At 59.5% G+C, this 16,177-nt stretch carries 12 protein-coding genes; 8 read left to right on the forward strand and 4 right to left on the reverse strand.

Annotation, left to right across the window (positions count from 1 at the left end; all coding sequences use genetic code 11):
- Positions 1-48 precede the first annotated feature (48 nt).
- Positions 49-1,038, reverse strand: coding sequence for an alpha/beta fold hydrolase (locus HBO23_RS19830; protein ID WP_017134757.1), 990 nt, complete (start codon positions 1,036-1,038; stop codon positions 49-51).
- Positions 1,039-1,144: 106 nt separating this feature from the next.
- Positions 1,145-3,520 carry a phosphoenolpyruvate synthase gene (gene ppsA / locus HBO23_RS19835; RefSeq protein WP_017134756.1) on the reverse strand — a complete coding sequence of 792 codons (2,376 nt, stop codon included), beginning with the start codon at positions 3,518-3,520 and terminating at the stop codon, positions 1,145-1,147.
- A 178-nt stretch (positions 3,521-3,698) separates the two neighbouring features.
- On the opposite strand from ppsA, the gene HBO23_RS19840 reads away from it, so the two are divergent.
- Positions 3,699-4,517 carry a pyruvate, water dikinase regulatory protein gene (locus tag HBO23_RS19840; protein ID WP_003193298.1) on the forward strand — a complete coding sequence of 273 codons (819 nt, stop codon included), beginning with the start codon at positions 3,699-3,701 and terminating at the stop codon, positions 4,515-4,517.
- Positions 4,518-4,695: 178 nt separating this feature from the next.
- On the opposite strand, the gene HBO23_RS19845 is transcribed toward HBO23_RS19840, so the two are convergent.
- Positions 4,696-6,120 (reverse strand): PLP-dependent aminotransferase family protein, encoded by a 1,425-nt coding sequence (locus tag HBO23_RS19845; RefSeq protein ID WP_099548997.1) that lies wholly within the window; start codon positions 6,118-6,120, stop codon positions 4,696-4,698.
- A gap of 160 nt (positions 6,121-6,280) precedes the next feature.
- Here HBO23_RS19845 and HBO23_RS19850 point away from each other — a divergent pair, with 160 nt between their 5' ends.
- The 5 genes from HBO23_RS19850 to HBO23_RS19870 are packed head-to-tail and all read left to right on the forward strand — an operon-like array spanning position 6,281 to position 11,766.
- Positions 6,281-7,174 (forward strand): EamA family transporter, encoded by an 894-nt coding sequence (locus HBO23_RS19850; RefSeq protein ID WP_017134754.1) that lies wholly within the window; start codon positions 6,281-6,283, stop codon positions 7,172-7,174.
- Positions 7,175-7,209: 35 nt separating this feature from the next.
- Positions 7,210-9,072 (forward strand): molybdopterin-synthase adenylyltransferase MoeB, encoded by a 1,863-nt coding sequence (moeB, locus tag HBO23_RS19855; protein WP_170039295.1) that lies wholly within the window; start codon positions 7,210-7,212, stop codon positions 9,070-9,072.
- 15 nt (positions 9,073-9,087) lie between these two features.
- Complete coding sequence (locus HBO23_RS19860) at positions 9,088-10,002, forward strand: cysteine synthase family protein (protein WP_017134752.1); 915 nt, start codon at positions 9,088-9,090, stop codon at positions 10,000-10,002.
- Between the two features lie 37 nt (positions 10,003-10,039).
- Positions 10,040-11,032, forward strand: coding sequence for a serine O-acetyltransferase (locus HBO23_RS19865; RefSeq protein WP_017134751.1), 993 nt, complete (start codon positions 10,040-10,042; stop codon positions 11,030-11,032).
- Positions 11,033-11,034: 2 nt separating this feature from the next.
- Positions 11,035-11,766 (forward strand): alanyl-tRNA editing protein, encoded by a 732-nt coding sequence (locus tag HBO23_RS19870; RefSeq protein ID WP_099548796.1) that lies wholly within the window; start codon positions 11,035-11,037, stop codon positions 11,764-11,766.
- Positions 11,767-11,828: 62 nt separating this feature from the next.
- On the opposite strand, the gene HBO23_RS19875 is transcribed toward HBO23_RS19870, so the two are convergent.
- Complete coding sequence (locus HBO23_RS19875; protein WP_138449327.1) at positions 11,829-12,677, reverse strand: hypothetical protein; 849 nt, start codon at positions 12,675-12,677, stop codon at positions 11,829-11,831.
- A gap of 390 nt (positions 12,678-13,067) precedes the next feature.
- Here HBO23_RS19875 and HBO23_RS19880 point away from each other — a divergent pair, with 390 nt between their 5' ends.
- Together HBO23_RS19880 and HBO23_RS19885 are read left to right on the forward strand one after the other, a co-directional pair.
- Positions 13,068-14,813, forward strand: coding sequence for an ABC transporter permease subunit (locus HBO23_RS19880; protein ID WP_099548794.1), 1,746 nt, complete (start codon positions 13,068-13,070; stop codon positions 14,811-14,813).
- 14 nt (positions 14,814-14,827) lie between these two features.
- On the forward strand, positions 14,828-16,150 hold the full coding sequence (locus tag HBO23_RS19885; protein ID WP_138449325.1) for a nitrate/sulfonate/bicarbonate ABC transporter ATP-binding protein: 1,323 nt from the start codon (positions 14,828-14,830) through the stop codon (positions 16,148-16,150).
- Positions 16,151-16,177: the final 27 nt, after the last annotated feature.

Consider the following 16,177-nt stretch of genomic DNA (forward strand, 5'->3'; position numbering starts at 1 on the left):
TTAGCCGCAACCTCTCTGGAGTGAAACGCCCTTGGCAGAGCGGTTATGCTAAACCGTTGCAGCTACCTGGGGCTCTGCTGCGAATAAAGGTGTCAGTGGATCTTTCAGCCATTGCGCCATCAACGGCCACACTTCGGCCTGCGCGGCCTTGCTGACCAGCATCTCGACGTGCCCGAAATCCCCGCTGAAGCCTTGCTTGCGCCCCAGGCACAGGTATTGGCGGTGTTCAGAGCCAACTTGTTCGAACAACTTGCGACAAGCCCAGTCCGGGTCCTGTTGATCGCCAGCAGCGCTGACCGCCAGCAGCGGCACGTCGACATCGGCCAGGCCTTTCCACCAGTCCTGCTTGCCATCGCCAAAACGACCGAACAGGCCGTTCCAGCGCATGGCTTCGATCATCACGCCCGCCGGCTCGTCCTCGGGGCCGCGTTTGAGCCGTACACCGGATACTTCACCAAAGCGTTTCAAGAGCAAACGGCCGGTCCACTCCAGCGGCGGAATCTTCAACGGCCAGTGGGTGCGGCTGACCTGGCAGCCAAACAGGGCTACCGACGCCACGGCTGGCGCGCCAAGGTGCTGACCGCCCAAAGCCGCTGCCAAGGCAGTGCCGCCCAGGGAGTGGCCGATCCAGTGCGGGATTTGTGCGCTTTGCTCACGGACAAACGCGCCGATCGCCGGCAAATCGTAACGCGCATAATCGGCGACGCGGTTTCTGGCGTAATCCTGATTGCGCTTGGACAGGCCATGGCCGCGCATTTCCGGGATCCACACATCAAACCCCTGACGCGCCAGGTAAGCGCCCAGGCCGATACCTTTGGGCGAATACCAGAAGCGCCGATTGGAAAAACTGCCGTGCAATAAAATTACCGGCGTGCCCCGGTTTTCCGGGACATCTGCCAGGCCCAAACGGGTCACAGCCAGCTCAACGGTGCCGTCGGGGCTGTTGCCGGGTTTGAGGCGGTACACATCTTCACTCAGGTCGCCACGACGTTCAGCGCTGATCAAGGCGACGGGAAATAGGTTGCTGCTGCTTTGCATAATGCTCTTGCACAAAAAAGGGCGGCGTCCGGATGGAATTCCGCCCTGTACAGATAAGAATGCCGGTCACCCAGGCTGGGTGACCGGCACTTTTGACGTCACGCCCTTAAGCGGACGCTTGGCCTTCCGCCAGGAAGAACCAGGTTTCCAGCACGGAGTCGGGGTTCAGCGAGACGCTCTCGATACCCTGTTCCATCAGCCATTTGGCCAGGTCCGGGTGGTCGGAAGGGCCTTGGCCGCAGATACCGATGTACTTGCCGGCCTTGTTGCAGGCCTGAATGGCGTTGGCCAGCAGCTTCTTGACCGCAGGGTTACGCTCATCAAACAGGTGCGCGATGATCCCCGAGTCACGGTCCAGGCCCAGGGTCAACTGGGTCAGGTCGTTGGACCCGATGGAGAAGCCGTCGAAGAACTCCAGGAACTCCTCGGCCAGGATGGCGTTGGACGGCAGTTCGCACATCATGATCACGCGCAGGCCATTCTCGCCGCGGGACAAGCCGTTTTCAGCCAGCAGGTCGACGACTTGGCTCGCTTCGCCCAGGGTCCGTACAAACGGCACCATGATCTCGACGTTGGTCAGGCCCATCTCGTTGCGCACGCGCTTGAGGGCACGGCATTCGAGTTCGAAGCAGTCACGGAAGGCTTCGCTGATGTAACGCGAAGCACCACGAAAGCCCAGCATCGGGTTTTCTTCTTCGGGCTCGTAGAGCTTGCCGCCGATCAGGTTGGCGTACTCGTTGGACTTGAAGTCCGACAGACGCACGATGACCTTTTTCGGGTAGAACGCCGCCGCCAGTGTGCTGATGCCTTCCACCAGCTTCTCGACGTAGAAACCCACTGGATCGTTGTAGCCGGCGATGCGCTTGTCGACGCTTTCCTTGATTTCCAGCGGCAGGCCGTCGTAATTCAACAGCGCCTTAGGGTGTACGCCGATCATGCGGTTGATGATGAACTCGAGGCGGGCCAAGCCCACACCGGCGTTCGGCAACTGCGCGAAATCGAACGCACGGTCGGGGTTGCCGACGTTCATCATGATCTTGAACGGCAGGTCCGGCATCGCATCGATGGAGTTTTGCTTGATATCGAAGCCCAGTTCACCTTCAAAGATGAAGCCAGTGTCGCCTTCGGCACAGGACACGGTCACACCCTGGCCGTCTTTCAACAGTTGGGTGGCGTTGCCGCAACCGACGACTGCGGGAATCCCCAACTCACGGGCAATGATCGCCGCGTGGCAGGTACGCCCGCCACGGTTGGTGACGATGGCGCTGGCGCGCTTCATCACGGGTTCCCAGTCCGGGTCGGTCATGTCGGAGACCAGCACGTCACCGGGCTGGACTTTGTCCATTTCAGACACGTCCTTGATGATCCGCACTTTGCCGGCGCCGATGCGCTGGCCGATGGCACGACCTTCCACCAGCACAGTGCCGGTTTCTTTCAACAGGTAGCGTTCCATCACGTTGGCCGAAGTGCGGCTTTTCACGGTTTCCGGACGCGCTTGCACGATGTACAGCTTGCCGTCGTCACCGTCCTTGGCCCACTCGATGTCCATCGGGCACTTGTAGTGCTTTTCGATGATCATCGCTTGTTTGGCCAGTTCGCTGACTTCAGCGTCGGTCAGGCAGAAACGCGCGCGTTCGGCCTTGTCGACTTCAACGGTTTTCACCGAGCGACCGGCCTTGGCCTCGTCGCCGTAGATCATCTTGATGGCCTTGCTGCCCAGGTTGCGGCGCAAGATGGCCGGGCGGCCGGCCTCAAGGGTGTGTTTGTGGACGTAGAACTCGTCCGGGTTAACCGCGCCTTGTACGACGGTTTCGCCCAGGCCGTAGGCGCCGGTGATAAACACCACGTCACGGAAACCGGATTCGGTGTCCAGGGTGAACATCACGCCGGCGGTGCCGGTTTCCGAACGCACCATGCGCTGCACACCGGCAGACAAGGCCACCAGCTTGTGGTCGAAACCCTGGTGTACGCGGTAGGAAATAGCGCGGTCATTGAACAGCGAGGCAAACACTTCCTTGGCGGCGCGGATCACGTTTTCAACGCCGCGGATGTTCAGGAAAGTTTCCTGCTGGCCAGCAAAAGAGGCGTCCGGCAAGTCTTCGGCGGTGGCCGAGGAGCGCACGGCAACTGCCATGTCCGGGTTGCCGGCCGACAGTACTGCGAAGGCGGTACGGATTTCTTCGTTGAGCTTCTCGGGGAACTCGGCGTCCATGATCCATTGGCGGATCTGGCTGCCGGTTTTCGCCAGGGCATTGACGTCATCGACGTCCAGGGCGTCCAGCGCGGCGTGGATCTGGGCGTTGAGGCCGCTCAGCTCGAGGAAATCGCGGTAAGCCTGGGCCGTGGTGGCGAAACCACCGGGCACCGACACACCAGCGCCTGCAAGATTACTGATCATCTCGCCGAGGGATGCGTTCTTGCCCCCCACATGCTCTACATCATGGACGCCGAGCTTATCGAGGGAAACTACGTACTCTACCAAGGTGATCTCTCCACTTTCTGTGTTGGAAAAGCTCAGGACGCCGGCGGCTCAGCAGGAGCAAACGCCAGCGCTTGTGGCCTGGACCTGGAAAATAAGTGAGAATGCGGCCCACTGCGGGACGGCAAAATCGCGCCTATCATATCCAAGATTCGCCATCAGCTTAAGGCCCAGGGCTCAAATGAAACGATCTGCTTTCTTTATCTCCGACGGCACCGGCATCACAGCCGAAACATTGGGTCAGAGCCTGCTCGCGCAGTTCGAAAACATTACCTTCGCCAAATTCACGCGGCCTTATATAGACAGCGTGGATAAAGCGCGGGCCATGGTACAACAAATCAATCTGGCGGCTGAAAAAGACGGTTTTCGCCCGATCATTTTCGACACCATCGTCAATCAAGACATTCGTGAGATCCTGGCAACCTCCAATGGTTTCATGATCGACATCTTCTCTACGTTCCTGGCGCCATTGGAACAGGAGCTGAGTGAACATTCCTCCTACTCCGTGGGCAAGTCCCATTCCATTGGCCACAACTCCAACTATATGGAGCGTATCGAGGCGGTGAACTTCGCCCTCGACAACGATGACGGCGCCCGCACCCACTACTATGACAAGGCTGACTTGATCCTGGTGGGCGTGTCTCGCTGCGGCAAGACCCCGACCTGCCTGTACATGGCCATGCAATTCGGTATCCGCGCAGCCAACTACCCGCTCACCGAAGACGACATGGAGCACCTGACGCTGCCTGCCGCCCTGCGTGCGCATTCGCACAAGCTATTCGGCCTCACCATCGACCCGGACCGTCTTACCGCCATCCGCAACGAGCGCAAGCCCAACAGCCGTTACTCCAGCTATGCCCAGTGCGAGTTCGAGGTGCGCGAAGTGGAAAATCTATTCCGTCGCGAGAATATTGCGCACATCAATTCCACGCATTTTTCGGTGGAAGAGATTTCGGCGAAGATTCTGGTGGAAAAAGGTGTGGAGCGCCGCTTCAAATAGTGGGTGCCTGCACGGCCCCCATCGCAGGCAAGCCAGCTCCCACAAGGGAATGCATTCCAAATGGGGGAGATTCTGGTGGAGACCTGAACTGGCCCCAGCAAGCCAGCTCCCACAGGGGAATGCATTCCAAATGTGGGAGCTGGCTTGCCTGCGATGAACGATAACGCGGTAAACCTGCCTACAGCTGAAACCTGTCACCGCCCTGCCCCAGCGCGGTGGCCAGCGCATCAAAGCCCTCACGCAGCAACTGATCATCGCCTGACGTATTACAAATACTCGCCCGAATAAACTGCGGCACCGCCGTCTGCCCTACGGCAAATGCCTCAGCGGTGGCGATCAGGTAATTATTCTGCTTGAGCTCCGCCTCGATTTCCGACGCACGCCAGGGCTCCGGCACTTCAATCCAGAAGTGCGGGCTGTTGAGGTGAGTGCGGTATTCCAGCCCCACCAGCAGATCACGCACCAGAGCCTTGCGCCGGCTGATTTCGTTGATTTGCTGGCGCAGCAGGTATTCCGCCGTGCCGTTTTCGATCCATTGCGTCGCCAGCTCCAGCGTCACCGGCGTAGCCATCCAGCAGGTCGAGCGCAAGGCCGCCGAAATCCGGCTGACCAATGCCGGTGGCGCATGCACATACCCCACCCGCAGCCCGGCAGACACCGCCTTGCTCAGGCTGCTGATCAAAATCGTACGCTCGGGCGCGAAAAAGCTCAGCGGTGGCGGGCGATCTTCCACCAACACGCCGTGGGCTTCGTCCTCCAAAATCAGCAGATTATGCTCGCGGCACACCTTGGCCAGCGCTTCCCGGCGTGCGACCGACAGCACGGCCGTGGTCGGGTTCTGGATCGTCGGCGTGCAGTACAGCGCCGAAACCCGGTGATTACGACAGACTTCATCCAGCGCACCCGGCAGCACGCCTTCGTCATCCATCTCCAGGCCGATCAGCCGTACACCGAGCATACGTGCGGCGGTGATAAGCCCTGGGTAAGTCAGTTGCTCAGTGACCACCGTATCCCCCGCCCGCAGCAACGCCATCATGGCGCAGAGCAGGCCATGCTGGCCGCCGTTGACGCAGATGACCTGCTCGGGAATCGGATGAAAATCGCGCTGCACCAGCCATTGCGCACCGGCCTCGCGGTAGCGCGGCAAACCGGCATCCGGCGTATAGGCGCTGATGTCCTGGAGGAATTTGGCGTTGGTCGACAAGGTTTGGAAGCTCTGGGCCAGAAACACCGTCTCTTGCCCGGGAATGTGCATGTTGCGGCTCATATCGAAGTACTGGCGTGGCTCTTCGCTGACGTTGCGAAAGCCTTCATCACGCTGGCGCTCCATCCCACGCTTGCGCACGAAAGTGCCGTCACCGACACGCGCCACCACTAACCCCAGGCGTTCCAGCTCGCCGTAGGCTCGGCTGATGGTGCCGATGGTCACGCCGAGGTTATCGGAAAGAACCCGATGGGGCGGCAGTTTGCGCCCCGGCTCAATCAAGCCTTCAAGGATGCCCCGCTCCATCACATCGGACAGGCGTTTGTACTTGACGCCCTGACCGCTGGACAACCCCTCACGCATAATTGACACCATGTCAATATTTGTTTTGACAGCCATCATTCGCCCTAATAGTGTGCTTTTACGGGTTCAATCACCGGATGAAACAACTTAATACACAGTCAATATAGAGTTCAATTCCGGCTCAGGGAAGCAATAAACGATGCCAATGTCCGCCGTTCTTGAAAACACTACAAAAACAAAAAATCAGAAACAGTGGTTGGCCGGTCTGGTCACCAGCGTGATGTTTCTTATCGTGTGCCTGAGTTGGGGCACCACCTGGCTGGGCATCAAGATCGCCGTCGAAAGCGTGCCGCCGCTGACGTCCGCCGGGCTGCGCTTTCTGATCGCATTCCCGCTGTTCCTGTGTTTTGCCCTGGTGCGCCGCGAGCCGATCCTGTTCCCGCGCGAAAGCCGCTGGTTCTTCGTATTTGTGACCCTGTCGTACTTCAGCGTTCCCTATTACTTGCTCAACTACGGCGAGATGCACGTGTCGTCCGGCCTCACCGCGCTGCTGTTCAGCTGCATGCCGGTGTTCATCCTGATTTTTTCCGCGCTGTTTTTGCGCGAGCGCATCTACTTTTCCCAGGTGGTCGGCATCGGCATCGGTTTCGGCAGCCTCTACATGATCATCAAGAGCCAGGGCCTGCACCTGGACCACGCCGAATTCTTCGGCGTGCTGGCGATTCTGACCGCCGCGATCATGCATGCCTTGTGCTACGTCATCACCAAGCAAAAAGGCAGCGCCATCAGCGTGATTACCTACAACACATTGCCCATCGGCATCGCCGGGTTGATGCTGTTCGTGGCCGGCCTGTGGTTTGAAACACCGACGTTCGAAAACATCACCCTGCGTTCATGGAGTGCCTTGTTCTACTTGGGATTGGTGGCGTCGGTGGGCGGGTTTATCGTGTACTTCATGTTGCTCAAACGTTTGAGCCCGATCATTTTGTCATTCGTGTTCATCATCTTCCCGGTGTTCGCGGTGATCATCGGCGCCTGGTACGAGGGCGTGGAAATTTCCCGTGACCTGATGCTGTACTCGGCCATCCTGCTGGCCGGCTTTGCGATCACCAAGTTGCCAGTTGAAAAACTCCTGGCCAAGAAAAATTGACCCTTAAACCACAACTACAACAACGCGAGAGAAACATGGAAGTCCTCCGCCCCACCGCTCTGGAACAGATCTATGCCCATGCCAGCCGCAGCTACCCGGAAGAATGCTGCGGTTTTGTCTTCGCTGATGGCAGTGTGTACCTGGGCAACAATATCCAGAATGAGCTGCACCACAAGAACCCCGAGATGTACCCGCGCAGCGCGGCCAATGGCTATACCTTTTCGGTGGCCGACACCCTGCTGATGAACAAGGCGTTTCGCAGCGACAACCCGGTGGTGGTGATCTACCACTCCCACCCGGACGTCGGCGCCTATTTCAGTGATGAAGACCAGGACAAGGCACTGTTCCTGGGTGAGCCGATCCACCCCGTCAGCTACCTGGTGGTGGACGTGCGCCAGGGCCAGGCCCTGGGCTCAAAGCTGTTTGCCTGGGATGGCAAGCAATTCGCCCTTAAACCCTTCAACGACCTGCACACGGAGTTGTCCATGAACGCTGTCTCTTTCCCCGATATTCTGGTTCGCGTGGCCAAGCTGCCGGAATCGACCCTTGAGGGCACTGGATCGACATTGCGCGAAGTCATTGAAAGCCTCTGCAGCAGCCACCCACAGCTGCGCACGCACCTGTTTCATGAAAAGAACAACCAGCTCAAGGAACACTTCCTGTTCACCGCCGAGGAAGAACTGATCGGCGCCGATGAGCAGTTGCCGGAAAAAGCCAAAATCGAAGTGCTGCTGGCCACCTCCGGTGGCATGGACGTCGACCAACTGAGCAACGAAGAAGTGCAGCGCTACGTACGCCACATCACCCTGCCCGGCGTCGGCCGGGAAGGCCAGTTGAACCTGAAAAAAGCCAAGGTATTGATCATCGGCACCGGCGGCCTGGGTTCGCCCATCAGCCTGTACCTCGCGGCAGCCGGCATCGGCACCCTGGGCCTGGTGGATTTCGACGTGGTCGAGAGCAGCAACCTGCAACGCCAGATCGTGCACGGCAACAGCACCTTGGGCATGCCCAAGGTCGAGTCGGCCAAGCGGCGGCTGCAAGACCTCAACAGCCATATCCAGATCAATGCCCACGACACCGCTCTCAACGCCGACAATGCGTTGGAGCTGGTCGGCGCTTATGACCTGGTGATCGACGGCACTGACAACTTCGACACCCGCTACCTGGTCAACGATGCCTGTGTGCAGCTGAGCAAGCCACTGGTGTACGGCGCCATCTACCGCTTCGATGGGCAGATCAGCGTGCTCAACTACAAAGGCGGGCCGTGCTACCGCTGCCTGTTTCCTTCAGCACCGCCGGCCGAGTTGGCACCCAATTGCAGCGCCGGGGGCGTGATCGGTGTGCTGCCGGGTGTGGTCGGGATGATCCAGGCCACCGAAGCGATTAAATTACTCATCGGCATCGGCGAACCGCTGTCGGGCCGCCTGATGCGCTTCGACGCGCTGGCCATGAAGTTCAGCGAGATCCGCTTCAAACGCCGTGCCGACTGCCCATGCTGCTCAGACCTGCGCCACAGCGAAAGCGTCGCGCCAGCCGTTTGCGCGGACGCCCTCCCGAGCCAGCCCGCGTTGGCCGAGGAGCGCTACATCAAACCACGCGTGCTCAAGCAACTGCTCGAACACCCACGCAGCGCCGACGTGCTGCTGGATGTGCGCGACGCCAGCGAGCTGGAGGTGTGCAAATTGCCGGGCGTGGTGCATATCCCCCTGGCCGAACTGGATGGGCAGTTGGACAGCCTCAGCCGCGACAATACCCATTACCTGATCTGCTACGCCGGAACCCGCGCCGAGCAAGCGGCCGGCACCCTGCTGGCCGCCGGCTTCGCCAATACCAAAGTCCTGCAGGGCGGCATGAAACATTGGGTTCGCGACGTCGAACCCGACATGCCTTTGTACTGATCCGGGGGCTGAGCGATGTTGCATAACTCCATTCTCGACGTGATCGGCCATACGCCGATCGTGCGCCTGGCGCAGTTTTCCGAAGACCTCGGCATCGAGGTCTACGCCAAGCTCGAATCCCTCAACCCTGGCGGCAGCCACAAGGCGCGTATTGCCCTGGGCATGATCCTCGACGCAGAACGCCGAGGCGTGCTGATTCGCAACTGCGGGCAAACCATCATCGAGCCCAGCGGCGGCAATACCGGCATTGGCCTGGTGATGGCCGGCAATGTGCTGGGCTACAAAGTGGTGCTGGTGATCCCTGACAACTACAGCCCCGAAAAACAGAAACTGCTGCGTTTATACGGCGCCAAGGTGGTGCTGTCGGACAGCCGTCTGGGCAACAACTCCCACGGCGAAAAGTGCATGGAACTGCAGTTGGAAAACCCCAACTTCGTGATGCTCAACCAGCAGCGTAATGGCGCCAACCCGCAGACTCACCGCGACACCACCGCACCGGAAATCCTCCGCGCCTTCGGCGAGCAGCGGGTGGACTACTTCGTCAGCGGCATCGGCACCGGTGGCCATATCACCGGCATCGGCGAAACCCTCAAGGCAGCCTGGCCCGCGATGCGCATCATGGGTGTGGAACCGGAAGAGTGCGACCTGCTCAAGGACCAGCACGCGCCGCACCATATTCAGGGCCTGTCGATCGGCTTGATCCCGAGCATTCTTAACGTGGGTGTACTGGACGGCATGCTCAAGGTCTCACGCCTGGCGTGCCTCGACATGATGAAACGCATCATGCGCACCGACGCCATCAGCTTGGGTTTGTCTTCGGCCGCCAACATGGTTGCCATTGCCCAACTCGCTCCCGAACTCCCGCCTGAAACGGTGGTGTTGACCATGGTCTACGACAATGCCGATAGCTACCTGCCCAATTTCGAATAATCGGTTTTTCAACCATCCAGACTGTGGGGGTGCCTCCATGGGGGGCTTTATCGACATGCAACAGCTGCACGATGAGTTGCTCACTCACCTCATCCAGACCCTGACGCCTGCGCAGATGAAGCAGTTGGAGCCGCATTTGGCGCCATTGATCCAGAACGCCGCCCAGGCCGTGGCAGAGGACTTGATTGCCTATGCCTATCGCGACCCGGCGTCCCGTGGGCGTGGCGAACTGATCCTGGAATCCTACGCGTCGTTCAAGGCAGTGCTGTTCTACCGGCTGGCACACTTAGTGTGGAATTTTCCCGACCCGGCCAACGGTGTGTTTTCACGCATGGCTCTCAAGCTCAGCAACCAGGGCAAAATCCTCTCCGGCGCCGAAATCCACCCCGCAGCCCGCATTGGCCGGCGCTTTGTGCTGGATCACGGCTTCGGCACCGTGATCGGCGAAACCTGCGAGATCGGTAATGATTGCTACATCCTCTGCGGCGTGACCCTCGGCGCCCGAGGCATTGCCAACAACCCGGACGGCAAACGCCACCCGCGCCTGGGCAATAACGTCGAGGTCGGCTCCGGCGCCCGTGTGCTGGGCTATGTGCTGATTGGCGACAACGTGTTTATCAGCCCTTCGTGTGTGATCACCCAGGATGTGCCGGCGGGCACCAAGGTCAAGGTGGTCAACCAGATCCAATTACAAAAGAATGCCGAATCGGATCACAGCAATTACCTGGGGGCTTTCGCGCTGGATGAGCGTTTGCACGTGGTTGGCGAAGTCAGCGCCAGCCACAAGGTCACGGTGCTGGATGCCGACTTTCACCCTTTGCAGGGGCTGCTGCTGGAGCCCACGGTGAAGGAGCGCCATCATTTGCAGTTTCGTCTGCGTCGCCTGGATACCGGCGACCATCTGCCACGCTTGCCGCTGAACCTGAAAGTCTGTGGCCCCGAATTTGAGATCACCCTGCTCTCCCCGCCTGGCTTAAGCGCAATGGTGCGTCACCTGCTGCAAGCCAGCCCACTGATCGTCGGAGGTTGAACATGTCCGTGCATACCATGGAAACCCTGGCGCTGTTTGACAGCGCGCCCTACCAGAACGCCTTCAGCGCCCGGGTGATTGCCGTCAGTGAACAAGGCATTGCCCTGGAACACACGCTGTTCTACCCCACCGGCGGTGGGCAACCGGGCGACACCGGGCACCTGACCCTGGCCGACGGCACGCGGGTCAACGTGACCGGCACCGTGCGCGACCCGGTGTTGCGCTCGATCATCTGGCACCAGGTTGAACACTGCCCCGAGCAATTGGCGGCGGGCGTGCAGGTGGATGCCGGCCTGGATTGGGAACGGCGCTACCAGCACATGAAGATGCACACCTGCCTGCACCTGCTGTGCTCGATCATTGATGCGCCCGTCACCGGCTGCAGCATCAGCGCAGACAAAGGCCGCCTGGATTTCGATTTACCGGAAATGACCCTCGACAAGGACAGCATCACCCGCGACCTTAATGCCTTGATCGAACAAGCCCATGCCGTGAAGACCCTGTCGATGCCCGCCTCGGAATACTCGACCCTGCTGCAGATCACCCGCACCCAGGCGGTGGCGCCACCGGTCATCCAGGGCTCGGTGCGGGTAATAGAAATCGCCGGGATCGATATCCAGCCGTGCGGTGGCACCCACGTGATCAATACCGAAGAAATCGGCCGGGTGTTCTGCGAAAAAATCGAGAAGAAGAGCAAGCATAACCGCCGGGTGATCCTGCGGTTTGAGGGATAAAGTACGCGAGTCGGCCAAGCGTGGGCGCTGGAGACCCACGCTTGCCGAAGTGAAGCCAAGCCTTACTGCTTCGCCTCGTCAAGGTGCTTTTTCAACACTTGAACCTGTTCCTCAAGCAATGAAATTTGTGTGCTGTAGTAGGACTTCATCTCAGCAATACCCGCTTCGATATTAGCGTTGTCCACCCTGAATTGATCAGCGGTGGGCAGTGCCTGCGTGGGTGACTCGTTGGTCGGATCTGCCGGCTCATCGCTGGTGGTCATAATGGACTTATCCGCTGGCGCCGTTGGCGCCTGGGTTTCAGGTTTGGTCATCGTCTTGACGTGCTCAGTCATACTTTTAAGCTCCTTGCCCAACGCTTCAAAGGCCTCTTTCATCTGCTGCATGAGCTCGCCGATATCATCGCGCAACTGCGTATTTAGCTTGAGCGCCTCCTCAAGCTCTTGATCCTGGGCAACTTCAGTTGTCCGAGCGTCTTGAACAACCTGCTTAACCGACTCTTGAGGTGTTTGAGGCAGTTCTACGGGGGCCTCGTCGGTGTCTTTGCATGGAGCACTCAGTTGCTCACGCAGTTCGACAATATCGTTTTTAAGATTGACGATTTTCTCCTGGCACTCGGTGATAAACGCCTTGAAGTCGATCAGGAGCTGGTTATTTTTACCCAACAACTCCAGGGTCTCAGCCTGTGGGCCGACCTTATGCAATTGCGGCTGGTTAACGAGGGTGTTGTGGCTCGAAAACTGACCGCGTTGCTCTGCCGTCACGGGCGGCCGAGGAGCTGCAGCATCGCCCTGTGTGTCGACACCCGTTGAGGTATCGGCCATGTTTTTCTGACGAAGGGGCTGCGAATATTGCGACGCCTCGTAGCCCGTTGGGGAGTTCGTTTGTGGCCGGGTATTTACGCTATTCATAGGGTGCTTTCTCAAATCCAGACAGTGCTGAGTTGTGGGTTGGCAGAGACTTGCTGCGGCAAGTGATCTGACCCATTGATTGGCATTTATCTGAAAGCGGTTCCCGGGATACAGGATGTGTGGGTAGCTAATTATGTCGGCAGCTCAATCAGTCTTTTCCTGAAGGTTGATCAACGCAGGCAAAACCGGTGCCCAAGCCGCAGTTCGTACAGGAAACTGACAGCAAATTTATGTGCTTGTAACATTCAGAAACGTACAATCCCGCCAGCAATGCATCGTTGCCCCTGACTCACGAAAACAGCGCCCGTCCCTCCCGGTGGGGCATTCGTGCAGCAGCTAAGCTCACTCCCATTACGCCCCTGAATCTGAACGCTGCAGGACTGAATGCCTATGAACAAAGTGTTCCGCGATTACCTGCCGGCATCCACCCTGCGCTTACTGCCCAACCGCTGGGACCTGGTCGCGCTGCCGCTGGTGATCGGCTTTCTGCTGTTTTTCTCCCTTACCGCGCGGGAAACCTGGGCGCCCATCGCCACGTTGCAAAGTGAAGTCATCTCCCTCGACCCGGCCAACCTGCCGGAATACGCGATGCGCACCACGATGCGCATGCTCGCGGCCATGGTCGCGGCGCTGGTTTTTACCCTGCTGTACGGCACCCTGGCCGCCAAAAGCCGACGTGCTGAAAAGCTGCTGGTGCCGGTGCTCGATATCCTGCAATCGGTGCCAGTGCTCGGCTACATCTCATTCACGGTGACGTTCTTCCTGCTGCTGTTCCCTGGGCGCGTGCTCGGCGCCGAACTCGCGGCGATCTTTGCGATCTTCACCAGCCAGGCCTGGAACATGACGTTCAGCTTCTATCAGTCGCTGCGCATGCTGCCCCACGATTTGGTAGAGGTGTCGACCAACCTGCGGCTTTCCGGCTGGCAGAAGTTCTGGAAGCTCGATGTGCCGTTCGCCATGCCGGGGCTGGTGTGGAACATGATGATGAGCATGTCCGGCGGCTGGTTCTTCGTGGTCGCCTCCGAAGCCATCACCGTCGGCGACAAGACCATCACCCTGCCGGGCGTAGGTTCGTACCTGGCCTTGGCGATCGCCCAGAAAGACCTGCACGCCGTGGGTTACGTGATTTTGGCGATGATTGTGGTGATCCTGCTGTACGACCAGTTGCTGTTCCGCCCGCTGGTGGCCTGGGCTGACAAGTTCCGCATGGAAACCACTGCGTCCCAGGGCGCTGCGCCACAATCCTGGCTGCTGAACCTGATCCAGCGCACGCGCATCGTGCAACGCAGTCTGCGCCCTATTACCCGCACCTTCAGCCGGATCGGCAACAAACGCTTCAGCCTGGCGGGCGGTGCGCTCAAGGCGTTGCCGGCAGAAACACCGGCGGCGTCAAAAGTGATCGACTGGGTGTGGGGCACGTTGATTGCGTTGCTGGCCGCGTATGCGCTGTACCACATCGTGCAATACGTCGGCACCGAAGTGACCTTCGCCGAAGTCGGCCACGTGTTTGTACTGGGCCTGATCACCTTGCTACGCGTGGCCGGGCTGATTCTGATCGCCTCGCTGATCTGGGTGCCTTTAGGCGTAATGATCGGCTTGCGCCCTGCACTGGCGGAAAAAATCCAGCCGCTGGCACAGTTTCTCGCGGCTTTCCCGGCGAACCTGCTGTTCCCGGTGTTTGTGATCGTGATCCTGCACTACAACCTCAACCCGGATATCTGGCTGAGCCCGCTGATCGTGCTGGGCACCCAGTGGTACATCCTGTTCAACGTGATTGCCGGCGCCAGTGCCTTCCCCAATGACTTCAAGGAAGCCGCCGCCAACTTCCGCATCCGTGGCTGGCTGTGGTGGCGCAAGGTGATGCTGCCGGGGATCTTCCCCTATTACGTCACCGGCGCCATTACCGCCTCGGGCGGTGCCTGGAACGCCAGCATCGTGTCCGAGTACGTGTCCTGGGGCCAGGACAATGTGGTCGCCCATGGGCTGGGCGCCTACATCGCGCAAACCACCGCGGCCGGCGACTTCCCGAAAATTGCCCTGGGCGTGGTGGTGATGTCGATCTTCGTGGTGGCGTTCAACCGCGCAGTCTGGCGGCCGATGTACGCCATCGCTGAAAACAAACTTCGTCTGAATTGATGGGATTCGCCGTGATGACTACCTACACCGAAAACACTGCCGATACCCCGCAAATCTACTCGCTGAAAAACGTCAACCGGGTGTTCGGTAAAGGTAAAGACGAGCTGCAAGTGCTCAGCGGCGTCGACCTGAGCCTGCACGAAGGTGAGATCGTCGGCATGCTTGGCCGTTCCGGCTCGGGTAAATCCACCTTGCTGCGCATCATCGCCGGGCTGATCCAGCCATCCTCCGGCGAAGTCCGCTACAACGGCGCGCCGCTCAACGGCCCGGCCGAAGGTGTGGCCATGGTGTTCCAGACCTTTGCCCTGTTCCCCTGGCTTACCGTGCTGGAAAACGTCGAAGCCGGCCTGCAAGCCTTGCAAGTCGAGCGCAAGGAAACCCGCCGGCGCGCCTTGGCCGCCATCGACTTGATCGGCCTCGACGGGTTTGAAAACGCTTACCCGCGCGAACTCTCCGGCGGCATGCGCCAGCGCGTGGGGTTTGCCCGTGGCCTGGTGGTCAACCCGACGCTGTTGCTGATGGACGAGCCCTTCTCGGCCCTTGACGTGCTCACCGCCGAGACGTTGCGCACTGACTTGCTCGACCTGTGGAGCGGCAAACAGCTGCCGATCAAGTCGATCCTGATCGTGACCCACAACATCGAAGAAGCGGTGCTGATGTGCGACCGTATTCTGGTGCTGTCATCCAACCCCGGCCGCGTGGTGGCCGAGATCAAGGTGCCGTTCGCGCACCCGCGCAACCGCCTGGACCCGACGTTCCGGCAAATGGTCGACGACATCTACGCACTGATGACCGACCGACGCAGCGCCGATGCCAGCCGTGGAATACCCGAGCTGAAAATGGGCAGCCTGCTGCCGGAGGTATCCACCAACCTGATGGCCGGCCTGATCGAAACCCTGGCCGCCGAGCCTTACAACGGCCACGCCGGCTTACCGACCGTGGCCGAACGGCGCTTGTTGGAAGTCGATGATCTGTTCCCGGTGGCCGAGATGCTCGAGCATTTGGGTTTCGCTGAACTCAAGGGCGCGGACATCACCCTCACCGAGGCCGGCAAGCTGTTCGCCGACTACGGCACGCAAGAGCGCAAAACCCTGTTCGCCGAGCACTTGATCAAACACGTGCCCCTGGCCGCGCGGATTCATCAAGTGTTGCTTGAGCGCAGCGGGCACCGTGCGCCACGGGTGCGTTTTGAGCAGGAGCTGGAAGACTCGATGACCGAAGCCTTTGTGGAGAAAACCCTGGAAAGCGTGGTGGCGTGGGGGCGGTATGCGGAGATTTTTTCCTATGACGACCATACCGAGACATTCAGCCTGGATGATGTGGAAGGCAGTATGTAATGGACCAAGTGGGAGCGGGCTTTTTGT

The sequence above is a fragment of the Pseudomonas sp. WS 5532 genome (assembly GCF_012985445.1).
Classification (GTDB): domain Bacteria; phylum Pseudomonadota; class Gammaproteobacteria; order Pseudomonadales; family Pseudomonadaceae; genus Aquipseudomonas; species Aquipseudomonas edaphica.

Bases quoted from the DNA above. Each gene is read 5' to 3' on its own strand.
- HBO23_RS19860 (WP_017134752.1), top strand. From the start codon at position 9,088: ATGTTGCATAACTCCATTCTCGACGTGATCGGCCATACGCCGATCGTG.
- HBO23_RS19880 (WP_099548794.1), top strand. From the start codon at position 13,068: ATGAACAAAGTGTTCCGCGATTACCTGCCGGCATCCACCCTGCGCTTA.
- HBO23_RS19840 (WP_003193298.1), top strand. From the start codon at position 3,699: ATGAAACGATCTGCTTTCTTTATCTCCGACGGCACCGGCATCACAGCC.
- moeB (WP_170039295.1), top strand. From the start codon at position 7,210: ATGGAAGTCCTCCGCCCCACCGCTCTGGAACAGATCTATGCCCATGCC.
- HBO23_RS19830 (WP_017134757.1), bottom strand. From the start codon at position 1,038: ATGCAAAGCAGCAGCAACCTATTTCCCGTCGCCTTGATCAGCGCTGAA.
- HBO23_RS19845 (WP_099548997.1), bottom strand. From the start codon at position 6,120: ATGGCTGTCAAAACAAATATTGACATGGTGTCAATTATGCGTGAGGGG.
- HBO23_RS19875 (WP_138449327.1), bottom strand. From the start codon at position 12,677: ATGAATAGCGTAAATACCCGGCCACAAACGAACTCCCCAACGGGCTAC.
- HBO23_RS19885 (WP_138449325.1), top strand. From the start codon at position 14,828: ATGACTACCTACACCGAAAACACTGCCGATACCCCGCAAATCTACTCG.
- HBO23_RS19865 (WP_017134751.1), top strand. From the start codon at position 10,040: ATGGGGGGCTTTATCGACATGCAACAGCTGCACGATGAGTTGCTCACT.
- HBO23_RS19870 (WP_099548796.1), top strand. From the start codon at position 11,035: ATGTCCGTGCATACCATGGAAACCCTGGCGCTGTTTGACAGCGCGCCC.